The sequence below is a fragment of the Lacticaseibacillus thailandensis DSM 22698 = JCM 13996 genome (assembly GCF_001436135.1).
GTDB lineage: Bacteria > Bacillota > Bacilli > Lactobacillales > Lactobacillaceae > Lacticaseibacillus > Lacticaseibacillus thailandensis.
The window spans coordinates 240771-267148 of sequence record NZ_AYZK01000001.1; the positions used below are offsets into that span (position 1 = coordinate 240771).

General features: G+C 52.5%; 26 protein-coding genes and 1 tRNA gene. 16 read left to right on the forward strand and 11 right to left on the reverse strand.

The window, feature by feature from the left end; genetic code table 11:
- The first annotated feature begins 44 nt into the window (after nt 1-44).
- The gene (locus FD19_RS01105) at nt 45-392 is read left to right on the forward strand and encodes a DUF1831 domain-containing protein (RefSeq protein ID WP_054749305.1); all 348 of its coding nucleotides are present in this window, start codon (nt 45-47) and stop codon (nt 390-392) included.
- A 68-nt stretch (nt 393-460) separates the two neighbouring features.
- Here the strand turns inward: FD19_RS01105 and FD19_RS01110 are convergent, their stop codons facing one another.
- The 4 genes from FD19_RS01110 to FD19_RS01125 form a co-directional block, all read right to left on the reverse strand.
- Nucleotides 461-1150, reverse strand: a complete 690-nt coding sequence (locus FD19_RS01110; RefSeq protein ID WP_082619463.1) for a VIT1/CCC1 transporter family protein — start codon at nt 1148-1150, stop codon at nt 461-463.
- Nucleotides 1151-1163: 13 nt separating this feature from the next.
- Entirely contained in the window at nt 1164-1862 is a 699-nt protein-coding gene (locus tag FD19_RS01115) for a VIT1/CCC1 transporter family protein (protein WP_054749306.1), read from the reverse strand.
- 423 nt (nt 1863-2285) lie between these two features.
- Entirely contained in the window at nt 2286-2573 is a 288-nt protein-coding gene (locus tag FD19_RS01120; RefSeq protein ID WP_054749658.1) for a DUF1827 family protein, read from the reverse strand.
- Between the two features lie 280 nt (nt 2574-2853).
- Entirely contained in the window at nt 2854-5061 is a 2208-nt protein-coding gene (locus FD19_RS01125; protein ID WP_056968922.1) for an ATP-dependent Clp protease ATP-binding subunit, read from the reverse strand.
- 395 nt (nt 5062-5456) lie between these two features.
- Between FD19_RS01125 and FD19_RS01130 the strand changes: the two genes are divergently transcribed.
- From FD19_RS01130 to FD19_RS01160, 7 genes are all read left to right on the forward strand, one after another.
- Nucleotides 5457-5642 (forward strand): hypothetical protein, encoded by a 186-nt coding sequence (locus FD19_RS01130; RefSeq protein ID WP_054749307.1) that lies wholly within the window; start codon nt 5457-5459, stop codon nt 5640-5642.
- Nucleotides 5643-5733: 91 nt separating this feature from the next.
- Nucleotides 5734-5997: a phosphocarrier protein HPr gene (locus tag FD19_RS01135; RefSeq protein ID WP_054648891.1), complete on the forward strand. Its 264-nt coding sequence runs from the start codon at nt 5734-5736 to the stop codon at nt 5995-5997.
- Nucleotide 5998: 1 nt separating this feature from the next.
- On the forward strand, nt 5999-7720 hold the full coding sequence (ptsP, locus tag FD19_RS01140) for a phosphoenolpyruvate--protein phosphotransferase (protein ID WP_056968923.1): 1722 nt from the start codon (nt 5999-6001) through the stop codon (nt 7718-7720).
- A gap of 267 nt (nt 7721-7987) precedes the next feature.
- Complete coding sequence (locus FD19_RS01145) at nt 7988-8713, forward strand: IspD/TarI family cytidylyltransferase (RefSeq protein ID WP_056968924.1); 726 nt, start codon at nt 7988-7990, stop codon at nt 8711-8713.
- 8 nt (nt 8714-8721) lie between these two features.
- Nucleotides 8722-9780, forward strand: coding sequence for an NAD-dependent epimerase/dehydratase family protein (locus tag FD19_RS01150; protein WP_054749308.1), 1059 nt, complete (start codon nt 8722-8724; stop codon nt 9778-9780).
- A 205-nt stretch (nt 9781-9985) separates the two neighbouring features.
- A complete protein-coding gene (locus FD19_RS01155; RefSeq protein ID WP_054749309.1) occupies nt 9986-10435 on the forward strand; it encodes a CopY/TcrY family copper transport repressor in 450 nt (149 codons plus the stop codon).
- 26 nt (nt 10436-10461) lie between these two features.
- On the forward strand, nt 10462-12600 hold the full coding sequence (locus FD19_RS01160; RefSeq protein ID WP_082619464.1) for a copper-translocating P-type ATPase: 2139 nt from the start codon (nt 10462-10464) through the stop codon (nt 12598-12600).
- An 88-nt stretch (nt 12601-12688) separates the two neighbouring features.
- On the opposite strand, the gene FD19_RS01165 is transcribed toward FD19_RS01160, so the two are convergent.
- Nucleotides 12689-13192 (reverse strand): hypothetical protein, encoded by a 504-nt coding sequence (locus tag FD19_RS01165; RefSeq protein WP_054749310.1) that lies wholly within the window; start codon nt 13190-13192, stop codon nt 12689-12691.
- Between the two features lie 65 nt (nt 13193-13257).
- On the opposite strand from FD19_RS01165, the gene FD19_RS01170 reads away from it, so the two are divergent.
- Together FD19_RS01170 and FD19_RS01175 are read left to right on the forward strand one after the other, a co-directional pair.
- The gene (locus FD19_RS01170; RefSeq protein ID WP_056968926.1) at nt 13258-13995 is read left to right on the forward strand and encodes an MBL fold metallo-hydrolase; all 738 of its coding nucleotides are present in this window, start codon (nt 13258-13260) and stop codon (nt 13993-13995) included.
- Nucleotides 13996-14355: 360 nt separating this feature from the next.
- Nucleotides 14356-15078: an adaptor protein MecA gene (locus tag FD19_RS01175; protein ID WP_056968927.1), complete on the forward strand. Its 723-nt coding sequence runs from the start codon at nt 14356-14358 to the stop codon at nt 15076-15078.
- Nucleotides 15079-15174: 96 nt separating this feature from the next.
- On the opposite strand, the gene FD19_RS01180 is transcribed toward FD19_RS01175, so the two are convergent.
- The 3 genes from FD19_RS01180 to FD19_RS01190 all read right to left on the reverse strand — a co-directional run bounded on the left by FD19_RS01180 (nt 15175) and on the right by FD19_RS01190 (nt 16707).
- Nucleotides 15175-15501, reverse strand: a complete 327-nt coding sequence (locus tag FD19_RS01180) for an AzlD domain-containing protein (protein WP_056968928.1) — start codon at nt 15499-15501, stop codon at nt 15175-15177.
- Nucleotides 15488-16195: an AzlC family ABC transporter permease gene (locus FD19_RS01185; RefSeq protein WP_056968929.1), complete on the reverse strand. Its 708-nt coding sequence runs from the start codon at nt 16193-16195 to the stop codon at nt 15488-15490. Before FD19_RS01185 ends, FD19_RS01180 begins: the two co-directional genes overlap by 14 nt.
- Before the next feature lie 131 nt (nt 16196-16326).
- Complete coding sequence (locus FD19_RS01190; protein WP_056968930.1) at nt 16327-16707, reverse strand: hypothetical protein; 381 nt, start codon at nt 16705-16707, stop codon at nt 16327-16329.
- A 164-nt stretch (nt 16708-16871) separates the two neighbouring features.
- Between FD19_RS01190 and FD19_RS01195 the strand changes: the two genes are divergently transcribed.
- From FD19_RS01195 to FD19_RS01205, 3 genes are all read left to right on the forward strand, one after another.
- Nucleotides 16872-16942: transfer RNA gene (locus FD19_RS01195), tRNA-Gly, on the forward strand.
- Nucleotides 16943-17167: 225 nt separating this feature from the next.
- The gene (argS, locus tag FD19_RS01200) at nt 17168-18850 is read left to right on the forward strand and encodes an arginine--tRNA ligase (RefSeq protein ID WP_056968931.1); all 1683 of its coding nucleotides are present in this window, start codon (nt 17168-17170) and stop codon (nt 18848-18850) included.
- A 21-nt stretch (nt 18851-18871) separates the two neighbouring features.
- Nucleotides 18872-19330 carry an arginine repressor gene (locus tag FD19_RS01205; protein WP_054749311.1) on the forward strand — a complete coding sequence of 153 codons (459 nt, stop codon included), beginning with the start codon at nt 18872-18874 and terminating at the stop codon, nt 19328-19330.
- Nucleotides 19331-19408: 78 nt separating this feature from the next.
- Here FD19_RS01205 and FD19_RS01210 read toward each other — a convergent pair whose 3' ends face one another.
- Entirely contained in the window at nt 19409-20242 is an 834-nt protein-coding gene (locus FD19_RS01210; RefSeq protein WP_056968932.1) for an RluA family pseudouridine synthase, read from the reverse strand.
- A 106-nt stretch (nt 20243-20348) separates the two neighbouring features.
- Here FD19_RS01210 and FD19_RS01215 point away from each other — a divergent pair, with 106 nt between their 5' ends.
- From FD19_RS01215 to FD19_RS01225, 3 genes are all read left to right on the forward strand, one after another.
- Nucleotides 20349-22448: a PBP1A family penicillin-binding protein gene (locus tag FD19_RS01215; RefSeq protein WP_439646451.1), complete on the forward strand. Its 2100-nt coding sequence runs from the start codon at nt 20349-20351 to the stop codon at nt 22446-22448.
- Nucleotides 22449-22486: 38 nt separating this feature from the next.
- Nucleotides 22487-22831 (forward strand): YlbF family regulator, encoded by a 345-nt coding sequence (locus tag FD19_RS01220; protein WP_054749313.1) that lies wholly within the window; start codon nt 22487-22489, stop codon nt 22829-22831.
- A gap of 190 nt (nt 22832-23021) precedes the next feature.
- A complete protein-coding gene (locus tag FD19_RS01225; RefSeq protein WP_054749314.1) occupies nt 23022-24014 on the forward strand; it encodes a 3'-5' exoribonuclease YhaM family protein in 993 nt (330 codons plus the stop codon).
- A 210-nt stretch (nt 24015-24224) separates the two neighbouring features.
- Here FD19_RS01225 and FD19_RS01230 read toward each other — a convergent pair whose 3' ends face one another.
- Nucleotides 24225-25142 carry a peptidylprolyl isomerase gene (locus FD19_RS01230; protein ID WP_054749315.1) on the reverse strand — a complete coding sequence of 306 codons (918 nt, stop codon included), beginning with the start codon at nt 25140-25142 and terminating at the stop codon, nt 24225-24227.
- A 209-nt stretch (nt 25143-25351) separates the two neighbouring features.
- Complete coding sequence (locus FD19_RS01235; protein ID WP_082619465.1) at nt 25352-26269, reverse strand: peptidylprolyl isomerase; 918 nt, start codon at nt 26267-26269, stop codon at nt 25352-25354.
- Nucleotides 26270-26378 lie beyond the last annotated feature (109 nt).

The window sequence follows — 26378 nt, forward strand, 5'->3', positions numbered from 1 at the left end:
GATGTGGTAAAATAAGGGTAACAATAACGAATGGAGTGGTGGATATGGCTTTGGCAACGACGGCACAGGTAGTAGGGGATAAGCGGAAGTTCCGGCTGAGTCCGAACGTGAAGCGCTACACCCTGATGGATACTGGTTTCAAGAAGACCAACAAGGGCGGCTTTGAACTGGAGCGGTCGTTGGACCTCAACAGCCCGTTCACCAGTAATACCAAGCTCAAAGTGTTGGTCAATGCTGACCTGGATCAATTATCGATGTCGGTGACCACGGCCAACGGGTTGCGGGCGGTCGACATCTTTAAGTCGGATAAAACGGCAGGAAATGTCGAGCAGTTTAACTACGTGATCAATGACTTGGTGCAGCGGCAGGTACTGGAGCCAGTCACTGACTAATTCATGGTATAGCAAAGGGCCACATGAATAGTGCGGCCCTTTTTGTATAATAATGTGCACTGGTCAGATTAGAATGCCAGACCCACGAGGTAGTGCAACGTGATGGTAATCAAGCCAATGATAATATTACGAATAATGGCACGTCGGGCAAAACCATGCCCAAGTTGTGCTGACAGGTAGCCAGTGATAGCTACCGCAACTACGGTAGCGGCAATGGTAGCTGGCCACTGCCATTGTCCTCGGACCGTGGTCAACGCTAATAAAGGCAAGATTCCCCCCAAAGTGGCAGAAATCATGGAAGCAAAAGCAGCGGCCCAGGGGTTCATGAGCCTCGTTGCATCGAGGTGGTACTTTGCCGTGACAATAGTTGGTAACGGGTCACTAGCCATCAATTCATCAGCAATGGCCGCTGCCGTGGTGGCGGTGACCCCACGGGAAGTATAACTAGTAATGATGACTTGCCGGGCCGTGTTGGGATCCTGCTCGAGCGCAATGGACTCCCTGTCTACGGCTGCGGCCTCGGTGTCCCGCTGAGCGCTCACGCTGGCATATTCACCACCCGCCATGGAAAAGGCTACAGCAATCAGATCGGCAACTGCCGCGATAAAGAGGGCAAAGGCGTTGTTGGTAGCCGCACCCACCGAAAAAAGCACTCCCACAACGGTTAGGATACCGTCATTGGCTCCTAACACACCTGCGCGGAGGGTGTTGGCCCTGGTGGCAAGAGAGGCATCTTTGTTAACTTGAATTGCTTTCATTATCGGCATCCCCTTAACGCGCAAATATGTGGCCCACTAACGTCGTGATGACCATCGTAACTAGACCTGCCACCACGTTGCGGACGGTGGCTCTCAGGATGTTTGCGTTACCTAGCCTAGCAGCAGTAGCTCCGGTAATCATAAGCGCCGCGACAACGGCGCCAACCGTTGCGGGGATGCGCCAGGTACTGTTGACCAAAGAAATCGTCAGTAGGGGTAGAAGTGATCCCAGTGGAAATGAAATGAACGAAGCCACAGCGGCTCCCATGGCGCTGGTTTGCTCGTGGGGGTCAATGTCATATCGCTCCCGGACCGCCGTGACCACGGGCGCACTCGTAAACATTTCACGGGCGGCCTGAGCTGCCAATTGGCGGCTCAGGCCGCTGGCGGCATACTTATGGGTCACAAAGTCGATTTCTGCCTGTGGGTCAAGTTTAAGCCGGAGTTTCTCGTCCGCCGTTGCCCGTTCTTCAGCGTCGCGCTGAGCGTGCACGCTGACGTACTCACCCATGGCCATCGAAATAGTGCCCGCCAGCATGCCGGCAAACCCGGCCAGGAGAATGTCATGTGTGTCGACGTTGGCGGCCGAGACACCGAGCACAATGGCGGCGACGGATAGAATGCCATCGTTGGCACCCATCACGCCAGCACGAATGAGGTTGATTTGTGCATTCAGACTCAGATTACGTACCCGAATGGTATTTTGTTTCATAATAATCAAATCCCTTCTTGCGGTTATTTCAGAGTGCGGGCACAGGTAAGTTGTTCGCATTCTAATAGTAATGGCTGCAATACGAGATACATACGTGGGTCATAATCCCCAGTTTGGTGACGATGGGTGCATCGCCACCAAGCTACTAATGATGACTCGAAAATATCGTCGTACCGCAGTTACGGCCAGCTATGTACCTAAGTGGTGGTCACTTTCTTTCCGTTATTTGATTGTTAGCGTTAATAACTGTAGGTACACCTAAAAATATGCCACTAACGGCGCAATTTGGCAACTAACGTTAGGTGTCGGGCAAAAAAAACGGTCGCGTCGATAACCAACGTGACCGTTACTATATCAATGCAAAGCTTACACCTGATTATGGTGCACAAAATACACTTTGCATTACGCTTTTTTCATGTCCTGTTAGCTAGCCACCTTAGTTCGCAAGGTGGCGGTAGCAACATGGGGTGCCCGAATCAACTCGACATCTTCTGGTTGACGGTGCGTCAGCTGGCTGAGGACATACTCAATTTCGGCGTTCTGGATGTTGCGCCGTTCGTTGCGAAGCACCACTTCTTGGTGGTGGGGAGACTCAGTGAAAATCACCGTTGTCTGGCCCAGAGAGTAAACCTGAACGAGCTGAGCGTTGGTGTGCGCCAGTTGTTGTTGCACGAGGTTCGGGAAACTATTGGTAATGTCGACAAGCCGCATGACAATCAACCCTTTCTTTGTCTGGTTACCCTTATTATACAATGATTGGGAGCCGGATGAAAGCGGGTGCAGAAAACGGCCCAAGGTGTTAAAGTTTGGCCGTCCATCCCGGTTATTGTGCGTGCGGTGATTGGTCCCCACATGTGAGCGGTCACAGAACGACTACCGCAAGATGTCAACCTTCAGGTCGTTTCCGATGCCAAACAGCCAACCCATCAACGCAAAAACCACCCTGACGTTGGGGTCAGGGTGGTACGTACAAACAGTATTCAGTTCAACCTTACTTTTTCTGCGCGGCATCAGCTGTGGCCGGGGCGGCAGCAATGGTGATCTCACCATCGCTGATCCGGGCCTCAAGCTGTTGACTGGTGGGGTGATCCAAGAAGTAATCGGCAACGCGGTCCTCAATCTGCTCCTGAATGACCCGCCGAAGCGGCCGTGCACCCATGGCCGGATTGAAGCCCAGCTCAACCAACTTCTCCTTAACCGGCGTGGTGACGTGGATGTTCAGCCCCTGCGTAGCCACGTTGGCGTTGGTATCGGCGATCATCAAGTCGACAATCTTCAGGAGGTCATCTTTCGACAGGGACTTGAACTCAACGATATCGTCAAAGCGGTTGAGGAATTCAGGCTTGAAGTAGTTGCCCAACTGGTTCATTACACTGTGTTCCTTACCAGCAGCTGCGGCCGCAAAGCCAACATTTGCCTCGGCATCCGTGGCGCCGGCATTACTAGTCATGATGATAATCGTGTCCTTGAAGGAAACGGTCCGGCCCTGACTATCAGTCAGGCGGCCATCATCCAGGATCTGCAGGAACATGTTCATGACGTCCGGGTGGGCCTTCTCGATTTCGTCTAGCAAAATCAAGCTGTACGGATGACGACGCACCTTTTCCGTCAACTGACCAGCCTCTTCATAGCCAACATACCCAGGAGGGGACCCGATCAGCTTTGACACACTGTGCTTCTCCATGTATTCCGACATGTCAAAGCGGACCATTGCGTCCTCGCTACCGAACAACTCGTTTGCAAGCTGCTTAGCCAGTTCAGTCTTCCCGACACCGGTAGGACCAACAAAGAGGAAGCTACCAATTGGCCGACCCGTCTTATTAAAGCCGATCCGGTTACGCCGAATAGCCCGCGCAACTTTGTCCACGGCCTGATTCTGACCAATAATTTTGGCCTCCAGGTGTGGTGCCAAGTCCTTTAACTGTTCTTGCTCTTGCTGCTTGAGTTCACCGACGGGGATGTTCGTCTTTTCTTCGACAATTTGTTCCATATCCTTCTCGGTGATCTGCGGCACATCTTCGTCAGCACTAGACTGCTGGTCGGACTTCATTTTGTTCAACTTGTTGACCTGGTCGCGGTAGAAGGCCGCTTTTTCATAATCTTCGGCCTTCAGGGCGTCCTGCTTTTGGGATTCAGCATCGCTAATCTTCTTATCAATAGCGGCAGGGTCGATTGGTGTGATGGTCAGGTTCTTACGGCTACCTGATTCATCCAGCAGATCGATGGCCTTGTCGGGCAGGAACCGGTCCTGAATGTAACGGGCTGACAACTGTGCAGCGGCCTCAATGGCCTTGTCCGTGTACTTGACGTGGTGGTAGCTCTCGTACCGTCCTTGAATGCCCTTCAAAATGGCAATCGTTTCGTCAACGGACGGTTCGTCGACCGTGACCGGCTGTAGCCGACGGGCAAGGGCAGAGTCTTTTTCGATGGTCCGGTACTCACTGTTCGTGGTAGCACCAACTAGTTGGATCTCACCACGGGCCAAAGCCGGCTTCAAGACGTTACCCGCGTCCATACCGCCTTCAGCGTTGCCGGCACCTACAATCTCGTGAATTTCGTCAATAAACAGGATAATTTGTGGATTCTGCTTCATTTCGGTGAGCAGCTGTTGCATCCGCTGTTCGAATTGGCCACGCATGCTTGTACCCTGAACCAGGGATACGACGTCAAGCTGAATCACCTGACGGTCTTGCAGTTTCTGGGGTACATCACCATTAGCAATCTTCAACGCCAGACCTTCAACCACGGCAGTTTTGCCGACCCCAGCTTCACCAATGAGTACGGGGTTGTTCTTGGTTCGACGGTTAAGAATTTCAATCACCCGGGCGATTTCCTTGTCCCGACCAATCACGGGATCAATTTCACCGTTCTTGGCCTGGGCAGTGAGGTTCACGCCGTATTGACCAAGGAGTGAGTTGCCGTTGTTCTGACCGCCACGGGGATTCCGTGGACCTTGTCCGCCAGCCTGATTCTGCGGACCTTGACTGTCGGAAGCACGCTGCTGATTTTCGTTCATAGCACGAAAGATACTTTCGAGGCTGTTAAAACCGAACGGATCACCAGTGGAGTTGGTAGCTTCTGCTTGTGCCTTTAATTCTTGGTAGCAGTTCTGGCAGAGGTTGATCTCACGCTTGGTGCCGTTCACGTTGGTATAAAGGTGAATTGTAGCAGGGTTCTGCTGACAGTTTTCACACAACATGCACAACACGTCCTTTCTTCGGGTTCTTGATCAACGTCAGGTACGTTTGACCTTTATTGACCTTGATGCTAGTGTACAACCAATACTTACTGAATGCAAGCACTCTCGAGGTGAGAGTGCTAAAAAGTGTTGCTCACCACTTTTTTCTGACCAACTATTCCTATTATATAACGCGAGTCCGGCGTGACAACGATGAGTGCAAACTTTTACTGGTGGGAGCCACGGCGCACGATTTAGGGGTGAAGCACAGCGCCTGGAACCCGAGTGAACATTGTCCCTGAGGTAGGGCGCTAGGGTGGATTCAGCGAAAAACTTATAATTTGGTGCTGGTTAATTGTGGTGTAACCGATTTCGTGATAAAATTGGAAGTACCTGTTGAAAGGAGTATCCATGTAATGGCAGATGATTATGTAGCACTGATGGATCAATTACGGGACGGGAGCCTCGCGGAACTACGAATCAAGCCCGAGCAATTCATGGCATTTCGTACCGCTTGGAACAATTACCCGCAACGTAAACAAATTGTTGGTTCAGCTGAACGTGGTGGCGACATTGTCTACCATGCCGAAAGCGACAAGTAGTAACCGCATCCATTAAAAGTGTTGTGCAGCGTCCGCAAAAATGGTAACCTTTACAGGAATTAACTTTTACTAGCAAAAGGAGAGATTTTTCATGGAAACACGTGATTATAACATTATTGCTGACAGCGGGATTCATGCACGTCCTGCTACCCTGTTGGTTCAGTCCGCAAGTAAGTTCCAGTCGGACGTTAACTTGGCCTACAACGGTAAGTCCGTTAACTTGAAGTCCATCATGGGTGTCATGAGTTTGGGTGTCGGCAAGGGTGCTGACGTTACCATTACCGCAGAAGGTGCCGACGAAGCCGACGCTATTGCTGCGATCGACGAAACCATGAAGAAGGAAGGCCTCGCTTAACATGACCAAAGAACTCAAGGGTATTGCAGCTTCCGACGGTATTGCCGTTGCGAAGGCCTACCTGCTCGTAGAACCTGATCTTTCCTTCGATCAGAAAACCATTACGGACACAGATGCCGAAGTTGCGCGGCTTAAGGACGCCACTAAGGCTTCTCACGACGATTTACAGCTGATTCGTGATAAGGCAAAGGAATCGCTCGGTGAGGAAGAGGCTCAGGTTTTCGATGCTCACATGATGATTCTGGACGACCCTGAGTTCACCGGTGCCATCGAAAGCAAGATTACTGATGAAAAGGTCAACGCTGAACAGGCGTTGGATGACGTCTCCAAGATGTTCATTGCTACCTTTGAAGGCATGACTGACAACCCATACATGCAGGAACGTGCTGCCGACGTGAAGGATGTTTCCAAGCGTCTGATGAGCCACCTGTTGGGTGTTGAGTTGCCTAACCCAGCCTTGATCGACGAAGAAGTTGTTATTGTGGCGCACGACTTGACGCCTAGTGACACCGCTCAGTTGAACAAGAAGTTCGTTAAGGGCTTTGTGACTGATATTGGTGGGCGTACCGCTCACTCGGCTATCATGGCGCGGTCGCTGGAAATTCCGGCCGTTGTGGGGACGGATTCCGTGACTAAGAGCGTCAAGGCTGGCGAGACCATCGCGGTTGATGGGTTAAACGGTGACGTCGTGGTTGATCCATCCGCAGAACAGCAGGCCGACTTTGAGAAGCAGGCTAAGCAGTATGCTGCCGACCGTGCAGAATGGGCTAAGCTCAAGACGGCCAAGACCGTTACGGCTGATGGTAAGCACTTCGAATTGGCCGCCAACATTGGTACCCCCAAGGACCTTGAAGGTGTACACGCCAACGGTGCCGAAGCGGTCGGCCTGTACCGGACTGAGTTCCTGTACATGGATTCTTCCGAATTGCCAAGCGAAGACGACCAGTTTGAAGCTTACAAGGAAGTGCTCGAATCCATGAGCCCGAAGCCAGTCGTTGTTCGGACGATGGACATTGGTGGTGACAAGCACTTGCCATACATGCCACTGCCAGAAGAAATGAACCCATTCTTGGGTTACCGTGCGATTCGGATTAGCTTGGACCGTCAGGAAATCTTCCGGACACAGTTGCGGGCATTGCTGCGGGCTTCTGCCTTCGGTAAGCTACGCATCATGTTCCCAATGATTGCGACGATTCAGGAGTTCGAGGCCGCCAAGAAGATCTTCTTGGAAGAAAAGGCTAACCTGGAAAAGGCGGGCACGAAGATTGCTGATGATATCCAGTTGGGTATCATGATAGAAATCCCTGCTGCTGCCGTTCTGGCGGATCAGTTCGCTAAGCACGTGGACTTCTTCTCTATTGGTACGAACGACTTGATTCAGTACTCAATGGCTGCCGACCGTGGTAACGAACACGTTTCCTACCTGTACCAGCCATACAACCCATCCATTCTGCGCTTGGTTAAGCACGTTATTGACTCTGCGCACAAAGAAGGCAAGTGGACTGGCATGTGTGGTGAAGCTGCAGGGGATCCAGTGATGGTGCCATTGCTGCTCGGCATGGGTCTGGACGAGTACTCAATGAGTGCTACTAGCATTCTGAAGGTACGTAGCCTGATGAAGCGGCTCTCAACCGAAGACATGAAGAAGTTGGCTGAGACTGCTATGAACGAAAATATTACCAATGATCAGAACAAGGAATTGGTTGAGAAGTTTGTTAACTAATTCGTTACGTCAACTGATTGTAGTTGCTCGCGGAGACGCGGGCAACTTTTTTTATGTTTGGCTTAGAGTAACGAGCTGATGTATGCGTCAATCGGTGCACTTGCCCGTGCGGGTACATCAACCACCACGACCACGAGCGCATAATTGGTGTGATAGTAGCGATGGTAGGGATTGCAAAAGGCCAATGTTTACCGTACTCTTACAAGGTAGGCAGTACACTAACCAATTATTACTGCACAGTATACGTTTTGGTTGGGAGGAAAAGTTATGAGCCATATTGCAATCATCATTGCCGGTGGTTCTGGCCGGCGGATGGGTCAGGATATTCCTAAGCAGTTTATTAACGTTTATGATAAGCCGGTTTTGGTGTATACCCTCGAAAGCTTTCAAAATCATCCCGAAGTTGACGCGATTGAGTTGGTTTGTCGCGATGGGTGGCAGAATGTGGCCCTCGCCTACGCCAAGCAGTTTAACATCACGAAGTTGCAATGGGTAGTTACTGGTGGTGGGACTGGCCAGGAATCGATTCGTAATGGTGTTTATAACCTTGAGGGTAAATGTGACGACAACGATACCATCATTATTCATGATGGTATCCGTCCCTTGGTGGATGGTGCGGTTCTTAGCGATGTCATTGTTAAGTGTGGCATTCATGGTAATGCTGTTACTTCGTTACCTTATAATGAACAAATTTTTGTTGTTGATCCTAACGACGCGACTAGTACTACACAATACATTCCGCGCGAAACGTTGCGCCGCGTGTCCACCCCACAAGCGTACCGGTTCGGTAAGTTGGATTGGGCCTACCACAAGGCCTTCAAGGAAGAGATTGGCATTTATGGGTCCTCCTATACCAACACCATGATGGTCGAGTTGGGTGAACGGCTTTACTTTGCGGCTGGTTCCGATAAGAACATTAAACTGACCACTAAGGATGACCTCGAGATGTTTAAGGCTTACCTGAAAGCCGATAAGGATAACTGGTTGAAGTAGGTGATTACATGACAACCGATATTCATTTGAATGCGCTCTACCGCGCAGACGTGGAGTATGTGGCTTCTTTGGCTTTGCCGTGGGACCAGATGAGTAACGTCGCAGTTTTGATTACGGGGGCCTCAGGCATGCTGGGTAGTTTTATGGTTGACGTGCTCATGCACCGCAATTTAACCGCAGGGATGCAGTGCAAAGTTTATGCTCTAGGACGTAACTTGGCTCGTGCCCAAAAACGTTTTGGGGCGTACTGGAATTCAGCAGATTTTGAGTTTATTGCGCATGACATTAACACGCCCCTCACGCAACCCTTGGCCAACTTAGGGTACATTTTCCATCTGGCCAGTAATACGCATCCGGTTGCTTACGCGACGGATCCTATTGGGACGATTACCACGAACATCATTGGCACGCACAACCTACTGGAGTTAGCAGCCAGTCAGCATATTCAGCGATTTGTTTTTGCTTCGTCAAATGAAGTTTATGGCGAAAATCGGGGTGACGTGGAAAAGTTTGATGAGGAGTATTGCGGTTACATTGACCCGAACACGTTGCGGGCGGGGTACCCTGAAAGCAAACGGTGTGGGGAAGCCTTGTGCCAGGCGTACCTGTCCCAAAAGGGTGTGGATGTTGTGATTCCACGGTTGACCCGTTCATACGGCCCCACCGTTAAGCCAGAAGACAGCAAGGCCATTTCCCAGTTCATTAATAATGCGCTGAGGGGTGAGGACATTGTCCTGAAAAGTGCCGGACACCAGCAATATTCCTTTACCTACGTTGCGGATGCAATTGCTGGTCTCTTGACCGTGGCCCTCAAAGGTACCAGTGGGAACGCTTATAATATCGCGGACAGTCGGTCAGATATCTCGTTGCGTGAGTTGGCCACAATCATTGCACATGCGGTGGGCCGGACCGTTACTTATGATCTGCCCAACGCCACGGAGCAAAAGGGGTTCAGTAAGGCCACGAAGGCGTTGTTGGACTCAACCAAACTACAGGGCTTGGGTTGGACCGCCAAGTATGATATTGCGGCCGGGATTCATCGGACCCTGAGCATCATGCAGGGGTAACGGGGGGCAAGTTGAATTATTTATCGCGTGATAAAGCCTGCCCACTGGTAGTGTTGTTTTCACGGGATGACGTCAGTTGATGTATATCTAAGCACGACTAAAGGAAATGGTTCCCAAAATGTGGGGACCTTTTTTTAATACATTGTGTTTACAAATGTAAATCTTAAGCGTACAATTACATTTGTAAACGAACGGAGGTAGCGACATGCACGACTTAACTTTTAACGTAAGCCCGGCTGAATGGTCGGTATTACGGATAATCTGGACCCTCGGCGGGGCGGATACGGGGACCATCGTGGACGCTTTGGTGGAAAAGCGCGGCTGGGCCCCAGCAACCATCAAGACTTTGTTGGGCCGGCTGGTCAAAAAGGGTGCTTTGACCACCACCAAAGACGGCCGGCAGTTTCACTACACGGCCACAATTGGTGAGCAGGAATCGATGGAACACGTGCTGCGCGGCCAGATGGCGGCGATGTGTGCCATGAAGGTTGGGGGCGCGTTAGCCCAGACCTTGGCCGATGTACCCCTGAGCAAAGCTGATATTCAACAGCTGATTACGGTTTTGCAGGGGAAGGCTGCTACCGCTCCGGACACGGTAGCGTGTGATTGCTTGCCCGCCAGCATGCGGGACGGTGCTCAACAACACCAGTGCTAACAACCGATGAAGATTGGGGAATAGACATGAAAAGAATGAACGCGCACGATAATGAAATGAAAATGGATGACACAGACATGGCGGCAATGGCTGATGGTAACATGTCAGGGATGGACATGCACAGTATGAGCGGCATGGACATGGACGAGATGGATATGGACGGAATGCCCGGGATGGATGATCCCGGCATGAAGTACATGGGTAACCTGAAGCAGAAGTTTTGGGTGAGCCTCGGGTTGATGCTCATCGTCGTGGCCCTGGCGCCCTTGATGGGTTTGAGTGTCAACATTGGTGGTTTACACTTACCGATTACCTTTCCTGGTAGTCAGTGGGTATTACTGATCGCGGCCACGGCACTGTTTCTCTATGGGGGCTTGCCGTTTATCCGTGGGGGTATTGCGGAAATTCGGGCCCACCAACCCGGAATGATGGCGTTGATTGGACTCGGCATCACGGTGGCGTACGTGTACTCCGTGTACGCTTTTGTGGCGAATAACCTGTTGACCGGGCACGCACACCTGATGAACTTTTTCTGGGAACTCTCGACCTTAATCGTCATCATGTTGCTAGGACACTGGGTTGAAATGAATGCCGTCATGAAGGCCGGCGACGCGACGGCTAGTTTGGGTCAGATGCTGCCGGACACAGTGCACATGGTGCATGACGGCCAGGTGATGGACATGCCGTTGGCGGACGTGCAAGTGGGTAGCCAGCTGCGGGTGTTAGCGGGTGAGTCCATCCCCGCTGACGGGCAGATCGATGATGGTTCAACCAGTATTAACGAGGCTTTGGTTTCCGGTGAGTCCGCCCCCGTTAGCAAGACGGTCGGCGACCAAGTGACCGGTGGGACCGTGAATGGCGATGGCACCATTACCATGACGGTCACGGCTGTGGGGGACGATGGCTTTATTGGCCAGATTGGCCACATGGTTAGTGATGCCCAGCAGCAAAAGAGTCGCGCCGAAAACATTGCTTCCCGGGTGGCCGGCTGGTTATTCTACATCGCGTTGATTGTCGGGCTCTTGACCGTCGCGGTGTGGTCACCCATTAACGGCTTTGGTCCGGCGCTGATGATGGGCGTGACCGTCCTCATCATTGCCTGCCCACACGCATTGGGGTTAGCTTTGCCCCTGGTCATCGTGCGGGCGACGGGGATGTCGGCTAAACGTGGACTCTTGGTGCGTAACCGGAATGCCTATGAGGCAACCAGCAAGGCCCATTACGTTATGTTCGATAAGACCGGGACGTTGACCACGGGCCACTTTACGGTCAACGCTGTGCAGCCCCTGGTCGATGACATGACCGCCAATGAGCTGTTAGCTGACTTTGCGGCGTTGGAACAAAGTAGCACCCATCCCTTTGCTACGGGGGTTATGAGTGCGGCTAAGGCTCAGGACGTGACGGTGCCGGCAGCGACCGACGTCCAGACTATCCAGGGTGCCGGATTGCAGGGCACAGTCGATGGTCATAAGTTGCTGATCGTGAACGCTAAGTACCTGGATGAACATGACGTGGATTATGCTCACAACCAAGTCCAACAACTTGCTGCTGCGGGCAATACGGTGTCGCTGTTAGTAGTCGACGGCCAGGTTCAGGGAATGATTGCGGCCGGTGACGTGGCTCGCCCTGAAGCAGCCAGCGCCATCAAGGGCTTGAAGGCAGCCGGACTCGTTCCGGTGATGTTGACCGGTGATAACCAACAAACTGCCGACGCCGTTGCCCAAACGCTCGGCATTGACGATGTACACGCTGAACTCATGCCCGCGGACAAGGCCCAACTGATTGCTGATTATCAGCAACGTGGTGGGGTATTGATGGTCGGCGATGGGATCAACGATGCGCCTAGTCTGGCGGGAGCCGACGTGGGTATTGCCATCGGTGCGGGTACTGATGTGGCCATTGATGCGGCGGATGTGGTGCTGGTCTCGAGCAAGACCACGGACATCCTCAACTTCGTCCGGCTAGCGCAGGCGACGAACCGTAAGCTGGTGCAAAATATCTGGTGGGCTGCGGGCTACAACATTATCGCCATTCCGCTGGCTGCTGGGGTCTTGGCACCAATTGGTATCACGATGCCGGCCGCACTGGGTGCTGTCGTGATGAGCTTATCGGCTGTGATCGTGGCGGTTAATGCCATGACGTTGCACGCACCACACTTGGAATAACTCGTTGTATACGCAAAAGCTGCGTCCAAATTATTTTGGGCGCAGCTTTTTTAATTAGGCTTGCTTACCGTTGGTACGGGTAAGGCGCTTAGTTTAGGGTTGCGGGATCGACGACCTTATAACCGGTCTCGAAGTATCCGTTAGCGCTGGCAGCGCGGTTGGTGAAGGCCTGCAGTGGCTTAAATGCAGGCGTGGTCTTCAGGGCAAAGTAGTTGCTACCGCGCAACCAGGAGGTCATCAACATGTAGTTGACCTCAGGGCCTTCCTCACGCATGAGGCACATCATGCCGACGCCGGGGTACTGGTCGCGCTGGTCGATCAGCTTGGCCATGTTAGCTTCAAATACCGCCACGTCATCGCTGGTCAGGCCAAAGTGCATAAAATGTATGTACTCGTTGAGGGCCACCTGACCCGTAAGAATGATGGGCCGGTAACTGACCGGCATGGCGTACTTGCCGGTACCACTCAAGTCGAGTAAGGCGTAATCAGCACCGTGGTTACTTGGTGCTAGTAAAAATTGTTGATCTTGATTGTGTAGCAGGGTACGCAACACTGCTTGCGTACCGAACACAGTTTGGATACGATTAGTCATAGGAACACCTCCACTTAAATTATACCGCGCATTGGCGGGTGGAGGACCGACGGGAGGTAAACAAAATGCAGATTCAGGTATTAGGATATTATGGCGGCTACCCAGCGGATGGCGTGGGCACGAGTGCGTACCTTGTTACCAGTGGTGATTACCACTTGCTGATGGATGCGGGGAGTGGTTCACTGCTGGCGTTGGAGCCGATTTTGGACCCGCTGCAGTTGGATGCGGTGTTATTGACGCACTATCACCATGACCATACAGCCGATGTGGGCACGTTACAGTATTACTGGCAGTTACGGCCTGGCGACAAAAAGGAGCCGGTTCTACCTATTTATGGGCACACTAAGGACCCATTGAACTTTGCGGCGCTCACCTTTGGCCAGTTTACGGTGGGACGTGGCTACACGGCGGACAGTACCCTCAACTTGGGACCATTGCGGTTGACGTTCCTGGAGACGCAGCACCCGGTGCCGGCCTTTGCCGTACGCATTGAGGAAACGACGACTGGCAAAGTCGTGGTGAATACCAGCGACACGCGTTACTTTGACGGCCTGGCACCGTTTAGTCAGGGTGCGGACATGTTGTTGGCGGACACGAACTTCTTGGCGGACCAGCCACAGCCGCGGTGGCACTTGACGGCTCCAGAAGCTGGACGGGTGGCGGCTGATGCCCACGTCGGGCAACTGGTGTTGACACACTTGCCACAAACGGTGGATCTGCACGAATTGCGTGACCAGGCGCAAGTCACGGCCGGAAATGTGCCGGTTTTACTAGCCAGTGAGCACCGCACCTTAAGGGTCTAAACGTAGTCGATGGTGGGTGTAGTTGCCAGTATGTGGTTCCGGTAGTTGCGCGGTATACTCGCCGCTTTGCGGCAGTCCCGGGTCAGTGGGCCAACGCTGTGGACTGATAATGTTAAGCGGTCAAGACGAGCGAGTACGGGCAAAAATCATCACCATCGCTGGTCGGCGCCTGCGCTCCGGGCAGCGGTCATCATCGAGTGGTTCAGCGTGCCGCAGTAGCCCGGCGCACGCACAACTTGTTTTTGTTTGGTCATTACTTACTATTTGCATGTGTCTGCATTTAGCGTTAGACTGTACTCTCGAGTGAGATTAATGCTTAAATTTGCGGGGCTGAGCCTGCAGTGAAGGAGTGATTGCAGCATGGAAATGGAACGAATTAACGCCGACACCATCCGCGTCTTCCTGGGTTCCGACGATTTGAAGTCGCGGGGCATCAAGATGTTGGATCTGTTGAGCAATCACGAAGACATTGAGCACTTCTTTTACGGAGTGCTTGAAGAAGTGGATACCAAGCACGAATTTGCGGGCAACGAATCCGTCACCTTCCAGGTAATGCCCAGCAGCGGTGGCCTAGAGATGTTTATTTCGCGCAACCACGATCAGGACAACCAGTCCAACAATAAATCCGCAGCCCGGCCGCATCAGGAAGCCCACGACGACGTGACGTCGGTGGATGAGTTTGCGGCGCTGGCCAAGCGGCATTTGGATCAGGCTCAAATTGATAAGGCGCAAGGCGATGAGGACGACGAGGAGTCACGTTTGTTTACTGACGAGTCGACGCCGGTGGCTGTGGCTTTGCGGCTCCCCGACTTTGAAGCCATGGTGGGCCTGGCACGGAGTCTCCGTTTGGACGGCGGGACCAGTGACCTGTACCAGTATCAGGGCCACTATTACCTAGTGTTGACCTTCCACCCCAACGCCATTAGTGAACGTGAGGCTGAGATTCAGTTAGCAATTGCCCATGAGTATGGTGATGCCGCCGACGTTACCGCTGAACAGCTGGCTGAGTACGGTCAGCGGCTGATGGCTACGAGCGCGTTAGAGACTACCCGGTACTACTTTGTGCGGGGACATCAGGCGTAGCCCTCGATTAAATATAAAACTTTATTGTATGGAAAAAATAATCCGTAGCGGGGCGCACCTCGCTGCGGATTTTTGTACGGATAGCGTTGAGCCGATTCACATGATCACCCTGATAATCGCTAAAGCCACGATGCCCACAACCGCCACGGCCAGCAGGGAGCGGGTGACGACTGCTGCAATCACCGCAGGGACGGTGGCAATGGTATAGGGCACGTTGAGGCTGGGCAAATGGCCCAAATGTTGGGTGAATAGGTTACTAATGACGAGGGCGGCCATAATGCTGACGGGCACAAAGCTGAGAAATTCCAACACGATGGCGGGTAGTTGCCATTTTTTTAACAGGATGAAGGGGATGACCCGGCACAACCAGGTGACCAGGCCGCAGCCAATGACGACTAATAACGAGTACTCAAAAGAAGACATGCTTAACCCCCATTCCTAATAAGCAGGACGTGATGGTGACGACCAGGACGAGCACACTGCTGGGAATAAAAATCAGCCCCAAGTACATCAATACGCAGACGATGGCGACCACGATGCCTTGCAGCAGTAGACCCATGCGCCGGTCACCAATAATTTGCAGGTACAAGAGCCCGATGAACATGGCGACGAGGGCAAAGTCGAGGCCAAACGCGTTGGGATTCGGAATTAAACTCCCAACGAGGTTGCCCACCAGCGACGCCAACGCCCAAATACTGTAGGCAAAGATGTTTGCGGCGTTAAGCCAGGTAAAGCTGAGGCGGTGGTTGGTATAGTTCAGCTTGCTCATGGTGAGGGCGAACGTTTCGTCGGTAATGAGGGTGCCGAGCCACACGTTACGCCACATGCTTTCTTTGCGAAAGTAGGGGGCAACGGTCATGCTGACGAGAATCATGCGGGCGCTGACCATGAGTACGGCGAAGATGATCGATATGTACGCGCTGCTGGCGGCAATCATGCTCACAATGATAAATTGTGCGGTGCCGCTGTATGCCAGCAACGACATGAGCAAGGTGATGAGTGGTCCGTGACCGCCACCCCGGGCGACAATTCCAAAAGCCAGGCCAATACCAATATAGCCAAAGGCGGTAGGGATGGTATCACGGATACCGGTACGGAAATCTAGTTGGTTATTCACAGGTGGGCGACCTCCTCATATGCGTTTGGCGTTGGTGACCAAGCAAGATAGTACACAAAAACGTGACCCCCGCCGTTAACTGCATCGACGAACGTCACGCGGTTGAGCTGATTGCTGATGCTACCAGGCTGCTATGCCGGCAAGGACCCGAAGTCCACCAGGTGGGACAATTGTGCCGCCTGTTTACGAATATCGTCAGGAAGCGCCTGTGAAATGGTAAATGTTGTCTGCATGTGGTGCGGATCAAAATCAGCGGGCACGCTGACGATTGAGTAGAACGTATTATCAGTATTATCGGGAATGGTGCTTAGGGTGTATGCCGTTATGGCGGCTTCTTCCTTTGGTAGTTGCTTTAGGAAGTCAGCCAGGACCCGGTAGGAGTAATAAACCGTCTCAGCATAGGTTTCTCCAGAAGCGTATAATTGTGGAATGTTGAGAAACTCAATGGTGTAGCCATGATCAGTTTTGGTATTTTTAGCAACAAAAAAGTACCGGCGCTTGGTTTCTGGCATATGGTATCACGTCCCTTCGTAGCAAATCTCCCTCAATAAAATTATAGCACGGTGAGAAACGGTAGTCCACACTCAAAAAAATCTAATTTTTACTAAAACAGGCATTTTTTTGGTGCACATGCTTGGCAGCAGTAAACGTGCATGCTATAATTATTTCCGTTGTTGCGGTCGTAGTTTAATGGTAAAATCTCAGCTTCCCAAGCTGATGTCGCGAGTTCGATTCTCGTCGACCGCTGTAGTTTGTCGGTATGTTAGAGGAAGTTCGTTAAGGCCTTTCAGTGAGCTCACGGGTGGTGCGATGTGGGTAGGCAGTGCGAACGGCGCGCTAACACGACACTTAAGTATAAATAGCATTTAAGTGGGCGGTCACGCCAACAAGAGTGGTACCGCGGGCGGAGGCTCGTCTCTTTCGTAAGAAGGGGACGGGCCCGTTTTTGAATACATGGAGGAACATAACGGTATGGATTACAAGCAGCAGGTTGTGCAGGCATTAGCGGCGGTGCTCGGTGATGAGTTAACTACTGACACAATTAACAAGTTAGTTGAACAGCCGAAGTCAGACGATTTAGGTGATTACGCCTTCCCGACCTTTGCCCTGGCGAAGGTGCGCCGGATGGCACCACCCAAGATCGCGGCGGATATCGTCGCGGCCATTGACCAGTCGCAGTTTGACCACGTGGTGGCACAAGGGGCCTACGTCAACTTCTTCCTGGACAAAGTGGCCTTTGCTCAAGATACGTTGACGACTATTGCTACCCAAGGCAGCCACTACGGTGATGCGCAGGTGGGTCACGGGAACGTTCCCATTGATATGAGCAGTCCCAACATCGCCAAGCCCATGTCAATGGGCCACCTCCGGTCAACGGTGATTGGGAACTCCCTGGCCAAGATTTTGACCAAGATTGGCTACACCCCCATCAAGATCAACTACCTGGGGGACTGGGGCACCCAGTTTGGCAAGCTGATCGTGGCGTACAAAAAATGGGGTAGTGAGGCCGACGTGAAGGCCAATCCCATCAAGCACCTGCTTGAATACTACGTGCGCTTTCACAAGGAGGCTGAGACCCAGCCCGAGTTGGATGACGAAGCCCGGGCTTGGTTCAAGAAGCTCGAAGACGGTGACGCCGAAGCGACAAAGCTGTGGCAGTGGTTCCGTGGTGAGTCCCTTAAGGAATTCAAACGGATCTATGACGTCCTGGGGGTCGACTTTGACAGCTTCAATGGTGAGGCGTTCATGAACGACAAGATGGATCCGGTGATCCAGGAACTCGAAGACAAGCACCTGCTGCATGAAAGCCAGGGTGCGGAAATTGTTGACTTGAGCAAGTATGACATGAACCCGGCGCTGATTCGTAAGAGCGATGGTGCCACGTTGTACATGACCCGGGACCTGGCCGCGGCCATTTACCGGCACAACCAGTACGACTTTGCGCAGAGTCTCTACGTAGTGGGGATGGAACAGAAGGAACACTTTGAACAGTTAAAGGCCGTGCTCCTCGAAATGGGCTACGACTGGGCCAATGATATTCACCACATTCCGTTCGGTCTGATTACTGCCAACGGCAAGAAGTTGTCCACGCGTAAAGGAAACGTGATCCTGCTCGACAAGGTACTGCAGGAGGCCGTTGATCTGGCCCAGGACCAGATCGCCGCTAAGCACCCAGACTTGAAACACGCAGATGCAGTGGCTAAAGCCGTGGGCGTGGGCGCGGTCGTCTTCCATGACTTAAAGAGCGAACGTAAAGACAGCTTTGACTTTAACCTGGAAGAAGTCGTGCGGTTTGAAGGCGAGACTGGTCCGTACGTGCAGTACACCAACGCACGGGCGCACAGTATCCTGCGGAAGACGGACGTACAGCCGGATGCACACGTACAATTGACCGACGATCATGCTTGGCCCGTACTGAAGCAACTAGCGGCCTTCCCCGACATCGTGTTGCGCGCCGCTAACGAATACGAGCCGTCCGTCATCGCTAAGTACGCTTTGCGTCTGGCCAAGAGCTTTAACCAGTACTACGCCCACACCAAGGTGTTGGTTGACGACGACGAATTAGCTGGGCGCCTGGCCCTTGTGCAGAGCGTCACGGTGGTTCTTAGCGCAGCTTTGGGTTTGTTGGGTGTGCAGGCGCCAGCAGCTATGTAGCTGGAGAACGCGGAGGCAACCATGAAGAAAGCAGAGCGTCAACGAATCGTGAGTCGCATCATTAGCGCGCAGGTGATCGAGACGCAGCAGCAACTGCTCACGGAGTTGCAGCGAGCGGGGGTCAAGGCAACCCAGGCAACGGTGTCGCGCGATATTCGGGAGATGAATATCGTTAAGGCCAAAGGTGCGGACGGTCGCACCCGGTACGTGATTTATTCGCAGAAGACGGATAGCAGTCTGGATAAGTTGTTGGCGTCAATTCGTGATAACGGATTGAGCATTACCCGCGTGCAGTTTTTAAACGTTATTCACACGGTACCGAGCAACGGGAACCTGCTCGCGGCCCTGATCGACGACATCGAGTTCACCCAAGTGGTGGGCACGGTGGCCGGCCACGATACGATCGTGGTCATCAGCCCCGATGAAGATGGAGCCCGGTGGTTCAACCAACTGTATCAGCGTGCGTTTGGTAACGCTTAGAATTGCGGACTCACAACAAAATAACCACAAAATGACCGCCAGCATGTGCTGGGGGTCATTTTTGTGGCGTCTGTTCAGCTAAAAGGGGACGGTACTCGTGACGGTTTGGGTGCGGGTACTGAGTGGTTTTTGCCACGTGAGTGTGGTGGCGTGCAACATCAACCGGTCCGCGGGCGCGTGCCCGTACAATGGGTCACCCAGGAGGGGATGACCAATGAAATCCATGTGTACGCGAATTTGGTGGGTGCGCCCGGTAGCCAGACGTAGGGTGATCCGATCATAGCGGGTGGTGCGGCTTTGCACGCGGTAGAAGGTGGTGGCCGGTAAGCCGTCCGTCCCCACCATTCGCCGCCGAATGTCGTCCGGCCGGTGGGCGATGGGAGCGTCAATACGGCCCCAATTTTGGGTCATTCCGGGCGTCACGAGCGCGGTGTATGTCCGCCGCAACGTCTTGGTGGCCAGCTCCCGGTTGATGATGGCCTGCGTCAGCGGATCGCGGGCCAGGAGAATTAGACCACTGGTAGCCATGTCGAGACGGTGCGTGATGTAAATGGGCGCGCCATTAAAGTGAGCGGCGACCCTTCCAATGAGGCTATCCGTATCTCCCACCGCACTCGGATGGGTCTTGAGACCGGCTGGTTTGAGCGCAACAATCACGCGCTGGTCGGCGTAGGCAATCTTGATGGGTGCTACCACCGGCGCAATGACCGGAGCGGGTGCGGCAAAGGCGATGGTGATGGTGGCGTCATCTGGGACCGGCTCAGTGAGTGATTGGTAGTGGCCGTTGACCAGGATCTGTTGCTGCCGCCGCCATGAGCCCTGAAAGTGTTTGGGTACCGTCCACGCGCGCAGTTGCGCCCGGAGGCTGGGGCCGGCCGGAACGTGGTTGATAGTGAAATTAAATTCGGGCATTGGTTTTCTCCTGCTGGTTAGGAATCGTATAAATAATGGCGATCAATGGGGTGCTACGGGCGGTTATGCTACAATTACGGGGATAGGATTGAAGGGAGTTTGTCTGGTGGATATACAGAAGATTGGACGGGTTATCCGTCACGCACTGGAGGTCGCTTTACGGGCCCTGTGGCGCTTTATACATCGTTTCCAACTCATTCGCTGGGCGATACTGATTGTTTTGACCCTCATTTTGGTGATGAGCGCCTATTTTACTTATGAAGCCAAAACGGTCGATATGGCCGACATCAAGAGTTCGTTGCAAACCAAAACGGAGATCTATGACCACAAGAATAACGCGGTTGGGTCGTTGTACTCCCAAAAGGGTACCTATGTGTCCCTGGGTCACATTTCTAAAAACGTCCAGAACGCCGTGATTAGTACCGAGGATCGTAGCTTTTGGACCAACCCCGGCTTTGATATCAAGGGCATCCTCCGTTCAGTGGTCAACCTGGTGATTCACCGTGGGGCCATTACTGGTGGGGGTAGTACCCTGACCCAACAACTGGTCAAGAACACGTTACTAAGTCAAAAGCAGACGTTCCTGCGTAAGGGTCAGGAAATTTTCATGGCCGTGCAGATGAACCGGATCTACAGTAAGAGCGAAATTTTAGCCATGTACTTGAATAACGCCTACTTTGGTAACGGGGTGTGGGGCGTTGAGGACGCGTCCGAACTCTACTTTGGCAAACACGCTAGCGAGCTGACTGTGGGTGAGGGGGCAACGCTGGCCGCCATGCTCCGTAACCCCAGTTATTACAACCCCATTGACCACATGGACAATGCAATCAGTCGGCGGAACCTGGTGTTGAGCCTAGAAGTTGAAGCGGGGCACCTGACGAGCGCGCAGGCGGCGGCCGCCAAGCAGACGACGCTGACACTTAACAACAATTATAACGAAGAATCAACCGATAAGTACCCTTATTATTTTGATGCCGTCATTGAGGAAGCCGAAAGCAAGGGTTTCTCTGAAAACGACCTGCTCAATAAGGGGTACAAAATTTACACTAGTTTGGACACCAATTACCAGGATGCGTTGGACCAAACCTGGAGTAACAGCGCCAATTTTCAGAATGACGCTACTGACGGGACTAAGGTACAGGCATCGTCCGTGGCCATTGATCCGCAAACGGGTGGGGTCCGGGCCATTGAGGGTGGTCGGGGCACGCACGTCTTCTTGGGGTATAATTACGCCACACAGCTCCATCGCTCACCGGGATCGACGTTAAAGCCACTAATGGTGTACACACCAGCGTTGGAGAATGGCTATCACTACGACTCCGAGCTATCGGATAAAAAGCAGTCCTTCGGCAAGAACAAGTATAGCCCGTCCAATTGGAACGGGGTGTACCAAAACACCGTGCCGATGTATTATGCGTTGGCCAACAGTTTGAACGTGCCGGCGGTGTGGTTGCTCAATAAGATCGGGGTGCAAAAAGGGGTGTCCAGCCTGCAACGGTTTGGCATTACCCTTAAGAAAGAGGATCAGAACCTAGCTGCCGCTTTGGGTGGGGTGTCAACTGGTGTCTCACCGCTGACCATGGCGCGAGCGTACGCCGCCTTTGCTAGTGACGGGAAGATGCCGCAGACGCATTTCATCCGCAAAATCGTCGATGCTACGGGGACCACGGTCTATCGGGCTAAAACGCAGAGCAAGCAGGTGATGTCGAGCTCAGTGGCTAAGGAAATGAACAGCATGATGATTGATACCTACAATGACGGGACGGGTGCGAGTGCCAAACCGTACGGCTACACGGTGGCTGGCAAAACGGGGTCGACGGAGACACCAAAATCTTGGAACGTGAACGGTGATAAGGACCAGTGGGCGGTCGGTTACACTCCCGACGTGGTGGTAGCGACCTGGACTGGTTTTGCTTATACCACCAAGACCCATTACCTGCAAAGCGGGGATGGTGGCGATGTTGACAGCATCTTCAAATCAGAAATGACGAACCTGTTACCGGAGACCGCACAAACGCAGTTCAGCGTCACGGCGGCATCAGCCAAGGTGGCGGCCACCAACGCTAACAGCAGTAGTGCCGGTAGCACCAGTGGTAGTAACAGCTCAGTCTGGAGCAGTATTCAGGATGGCTTACAAGATGGGGTCAATACGGTGAAAGACAAGGCCCATGAATGGTATAATGACGTGCAAGGTTTGTTTAACTAACGACCAGGCCCACGGGCGCTGGTACAAAGGAGAAAATTATGGTCAACATTTACGACAACGCTAACGCAATGGCGGAGGCGCTGCAGCAGACGCCCCAGTATCAAGAATTGAAGCAAGCTTTCGACATGCTGAAGCTGGACGCGGTGGGTTATGACTTGTTTAAGCAGTTCCAGAACAAGCAGATGGAATTGTCCCAGAAGCAGGCTGCCGGTCAGGATATTTCTGACGATGACATTCACTCCCTGCAGTCGTTAGGGGACAAGATCAAGGATATCGACGCCATCAAAACTTTGATGACCAAGGAACAGGCCCTCAGCCAGTTAATGGATGAGTTGAACAATACCATTAGCAAGCCCATCGTGGATCTGTACAGTCAGTCCTAATAGACCTAAAGGCCGGGGGCCAATACCCCTGTGATGATAGCGCGCACCAGCAGCCATCCCCGTCAGAGGATGGCTGCTGGTGCGCCCTTTTTGGTTGTCCGGTAGTTTTCGGAGCTAGCCCCAGGCCGTGCTAGCATTTTGGCCCGTGAATCGGTATGATAAAGCTAGTGAATGAAAGCGGGGAATCAACATGGCAAAGCGCTTGTTTGAATACCAAAATGGTGACGAAATGAAGTTACCCGTCCTGATTAAGTCAGCCGACGTGCGGGTAGCTAAAAACGGGAAGAAGTTTATTGCATTCATCCTGCAGGATACGTCTGGCCACTTGCCAGCCAAGTTGTGGGATGCCAGTGATGACGCTATTGCGCAGTTTAAGGCGGGCGAAGTGGTGCAGTTGTCCGGCAAGCGTGAGTTGTACCATGATAATCCGCAAATCAAAATTTACGGAATCCGGTTGGCCACGCAGGAAGAGGGTAACCAACCGCAACAATTTCTGGAGCGGGCGCCCGAAGCACCAGCGACTATGCAGGAAGAGATCAACGACTTTGTCTTTGACATCGTCAACCCGAACTGGAACCGTATCGTGCGGCGGCTGTTGGCGGAGCACAAGGATGCTTTTTTCAGTTATCCGGCAGCCAAGTCTAACCACCATGCCAGTGGTGGCGGGTTGGCTTTCCACACGTTGAGTATTTTGCGTTTGGCCAAGAGTGTTGGTCAGCAGTATTCCGGTATTAACATGCCGCTCCTTTACGCTGGCGCCATCCTGCACGATATGGGCAAGACCATTGAGTTATCGGGTGCCATGTCGACTGAGTACACGGTGGCGGGGAACCTGATTGGGCACATTGTCCTCATTGATGAGGAAATTATCAAAGCTGCTCAGGAACTGAAAATCGATCCGCAGCAGGAGGATATGTTGATGTTGCGGCACGTGGTGTTGGCGCACCACGGCTTGTTGGAGTATGGTTCACCGGTCCGGCCACAGATGGTGGAAGCGGATATCCTCCACCAGTTGGACGAACTGGATGCTTCCATCAACATGATGTTAACGGCGACGCAGCACGCCGATCCGGGAACATTTACCCAGCAATTGTTCGGGATGGATGGCCGGCGGTTCTACCGGCCAGAGTCGTTACAGCACTATTCTGGTGCGGGTAACGGTAGTGCAAATAAGCATGGCTAACTTGTGAAATAGACCTAGCCATTAGCGCCAACTACGGCCAGTACGTAATATATATTGATGCTTGAACCGGTGCCCGTGCTTAGTCGGGGCACCGGCTTTTTTTATGGTGCCGCTTGATTGCAACACTCACAGTATCAACACGCCAACACACAAAAACGTCCTCCCAATAAACGGTGGGGGGGACGTTCGTTTGTTACAACTTAATCGTACTTAGTTAGCCGTGGTTGCGGAGCTACTGCTGCTACCGTTCAGGTAGGTCGACAGGACGTTCTTCAGGTCGTCATCCTTGATGGTGACGTTGGCCTTCTTCAGCACCTTGGCAATAACCTTGTTCATGACGGTGGAATCACTTTCCCACTTAGTGTAGATTTGGCTCTTCAGCGCACTCTGCACCTTCTTGCTGGAGAAGCTACCCTTACCCGGATTGTTGATCATCCGAATGATGGAGTAGCCGTATTCCGTTTTCACCGGCGTGGTGGTGAACTGACCGTTCTTCGTCAGCTTGAACACAGCAGCCTTAAACGTGGAGTCCAACTGCGTGTCGGTGTTATCAAAGGCACTCAGCTTACCGCCGTTGTTCTTGGTACCAGTATCAATGGAGTTCTTCTTAGCCAATGCCGAGAAGTTGGCGGTGGTGTTCTTTTCGCCCTGGAATTCCTTGACGATCTTGTCAGCCGTTGCCTGGTTCTTGACCAGAATGTGTTGTACCGTCACCTTTGGCTGGTACTTCTTGTACTGAGCCTTCAGTTGCTTGGTGGTTGGCTTCTTCAAGTCCTTGAGTGCCTTCTCGGAGAGCAATGAAGTCTTGATTTGTTCCTTGAAGCTCGATTCGGTGTATCCGTTCGTGCTTAACGTGGAAGCAAAACTGGAACCATACTGCTTCTTCATGGCGTTGTAGCGCTTATTCACGGTCTTGTCGGAAACCTGCTTACCGTACTGCTGATCCAAGGCTTTTTCGACGATCATCTGCTGCAGCACTTGCTGGCCCGCAGAGCTCTTCTTCATCTTGGAGTAGTACTCACTTTGGGTAATCTTCTCACCCTTCATGCTAGCAACGGTTGAACTACCACAGCCGGCAAGCAATAAAGCCATTGCGGCGGTGGTGACACCCACGATCCATTTCTTCATCATGACACATCCTATATCTATTTTTTTGTTGTGGTCAATCATACGCCCAGTATGAGCACCCGGTGACTAATATAACATATTGCCCCACAATGGGACACAAATTGGGGTGAATTCATGCGTGGAGCGGGGTTTGACCACGACGAATCGGCCCCGTCACTATGCGTGGCGGGGCCGATTGATGATTTATTAAAGTTATTCGAGATGAACTATTAGTTGCTTGATGAACTGCTAGAAGAGGAGGAGGTGCCTAAGTACGTCGAGAGGACGTTCTTCAGGTCGTCATCCTTAATAGTAACGTTAGCCTTCTTCAAGACTTTGGCAATGACCTTGTTCATCACCGTGGTGTTGCTTTCCCACGTAGTGTACAATTGGCTCTTCAACTTCTTTTGTACACTTGCGCTCGAGAACTTACCCTTGCCGGGGTTGTTGATCATGCGGATGATGACATAGCCATAACTTGTTTTCACGGGGGTAGTGGTGTAGCTACCGTTCTTAGTTAGTTTGAAGGCCGCCTTCTTGTAAGCCGAGTTCAAACTGGTATCCGTATTGTCAAAGGCAGTTAGTTTACCTTGCTTGCTCTTGGTACTCGTGTCGGTCGAGTACTGTTTCGCAAGTTTACCAAAGTTGGCGGTGGTGTTGTCCTCGGCGGCAAATTCCTTGATGATGCTTTCCGCCTTAGCCTGCTTCTTGACCAAAATCATTTGGGTAGAAACCTTCGGCTCGTACTTCTTGTACTGAGCCTTCAATTGTGCCGTGGTCGGTTTCTTCAGGTCCTTCAGGGCGGCGGCGGACAGGAGGGAGATTTTAATTTGCTCCTTGTAACTCGAGGCCGTGTAACCATACGTGCTGAGCGTGGAGGACCAGCTCGAACCGTACTGGGACTTGACGGTCTTGTACTGTTTGTTGACCTTGCTGTCGGAGGCCTTGCTGCCGTACTGCTTGTCTAGGGCCTTTTCGACAATCATCTGTTGTAGTACTTGTTTGCCGGAAGAAGTGGCCTTCATCTTGGAGTAGTATTCACTCTTGGTGATTTTTTCACCCTTCATGCTTGCAACCGTGGAACTACCACAACCAGCAAGTACTAACACCATGGCAGCGGTGGCGGCGCCGAGGATCCATTTTTTCATCATGACACATCCTAATCTGTCTAAATTCGCCGGGGTCGGTTTCCCCGTACGTCATGATTCGTAATATAGCATAGGTCAGTCGCCAGAAACGAAAAAGGGCGTCGGTTTC

What these genes read in the sequence shown, in the direction of transcription:
- FD19_RS01105 (WP_054749305.1), top strand. Translation starts at nt 45, where the DNA reads ATGGCTTTGGCAACGACGGCACAGGTAGTAGGGGATAAGCGGAAGTTC.
- FD19_RS01110 (WP_082619463.1), bottom strand. Translation starts at nt 1,150, where the DNA reads ATGAAAGCAATTCAAGTTAACAAAGATGCCTCTCTTGCCACCAGGGCC.
- FD19_RS01115 (WP_054749306.1), bottom strand. Translation starts at nt 1,862, where the DNA reads ATGAAACAAAATACCATTCGGGTACGTAATCTGAGTCTGAATGCACAA.
- FD19_RS01120 (WP_054749658.1), bottom strand. Translation starts at nt 2,573, where the DNA reads ATGCGGCTTGTCGACATTACCAATAGTTTCCCGAACCTCGTGCAACAA.
- FD19_RS01125 (WP_056968922.1), bottom strand. Translation starts at nt 5,061, where the DNA reads ATGTTGTGTGAAAACTGTCAGCAGAACCCTGCTACAATTCACCTTTAT.
- FD19_RS01130 (WP_054749307.1), top strand. Translation starts at nt 5,457, where the DNA reads ATGGCAGATGATTATGTAGCACTGATGGATCAATTACGGGACGGGAGC.
- FD19_RS01135 (WP_054648891.1), top strand. Translation starts at nt 5,734, where the DNA reads ATGGAAACACGTGATTATAACATTATTGCTGACAGCGGGATTCATGCA.
- ptsP (WP_056968923.1), top strand. Translation starts at nt 5,999, where the DNA reads ATGACCAAAGAACTCAAGGGTATTGCAGCTTCCGACGGTATTGCCGTT.
- FD19_RS01145 (WP_056968924.1), top strand. Translation starts at nt 7,988, where the DNA reads ATGAGCCATATTGCAATCATCATTGCCGGTGGTTCTGGCCGGCGGATG.
- FD19_RS01150 (WP_054749308.1), top strand. Translation starts at nt 8,722, where the DNA reads ATGACAACCGATATTCATTTGAATGCGCTCTACCGCGCAGACGTGGAG.
- FD19_RS01155 (WP_054749309.1), top strand. Translation starts at nt 9,986, where the DNA reads ATGCACGACTTAACTTTTAACGTAAGCCCGGCTGAATGGTCGGTATTA.
- FD19_RS01160 (WP_082619464.1), top strand. Translation starts at nt 10,462, where the DNA reads ATGAAAAGAATGAACGCGCACGATAATGAAATGAAAATGGATGACACA.
- FD19_RS01165 (WP_054749310.1), bottom strand. Translation starts at nt 13,192, where the DNA reads ATGACTAATCGTATCCAAACTGTGTTCGGTACGCAAGCAGTGTTGCGT.
- FD19_RS01170 (WP_056968926.1), top strand. Translation starts at nt 13,258, where the DNA reads ATGCAGATTCAGGTATTAGGATATTATGGCGGCTACCCAGCGGATGGC.
- FD19_RS01175 (WP_056968927.1), top strand. Translation starts at nt 14,356, where the DNA reads ATGGAAATGGAACGAATTAACGCCGACACCATCCGCGTCTTCCTGGGT.
- FD19_RS01180 (WP_056968928.1), bottom strand. Translation starts at nt 15,501, where the DNA reads ATGTCTTCTTTTGAGTACTCGTTATTAGTCGTCATTGGCTGCGGCCTG.
- FD19_RS01190 (WP_056968930.1), bottom strand. Translation starts at nt 16,707, where the DNA reads ATGCCAGAAACCAAGCGCCGGTACTTTTTTGTTGCTAAAAATACCAAA.
- argS (WP_056968931.1), top strand. Translation starts at nt 17,168, where the DNA reads ATGGATTACAAGCAGCAGGTTGTGCAGGCATTAGCGGCGGTGCTCGGT.
- FD19_RS01205 (WP_054749311.1), top strand. Translation starts at nt 18,872, where the DNA reads ATGAAGAAAGCAGAGCGTCAACGAATCGTGAGTCGCATCATTAGCGCG.
- FD19_RS01210 (WP_056968932.1), bottom strand. Translation starts at nt 20,242, where the DNA reads ATGCCCGAATTTAATTTCACTATCAACCACGTTCCGGCCGGCCCCAGC.
- FD19_RS01220 (WP_054749313.1), top strand. Translation starts at nt 22,487, where the DNA reads ATGGTCAACATTTACGACAACGCTAACGCAATGGCGGAGGCGCTGCAG.
- FD19_RS01225 (WP_054749314.1), top strand. Translation starts at nt 23,022, where the DNA reads ATGGCAAAGCGCTTGTTTGAATACCAAAATGGTGACGAAATGAAGTTA.
- FD19_RS01230 (WP_054749315.1), bottom strand. Translation starts at nt 25,142, where the DNA reads ATGAAGAAATGGATCGTGGGTGTCACCACCGCCGCAATGGCTTTATTG.
- FD19_RS01235 (WP_082619465.1), bottom strand. Translation starts at nt 26,269, where the DNA reads ATGAAAAAATGGATCCTCGGCGCCGCCACCGCTGCCATGGTGTTAGTA.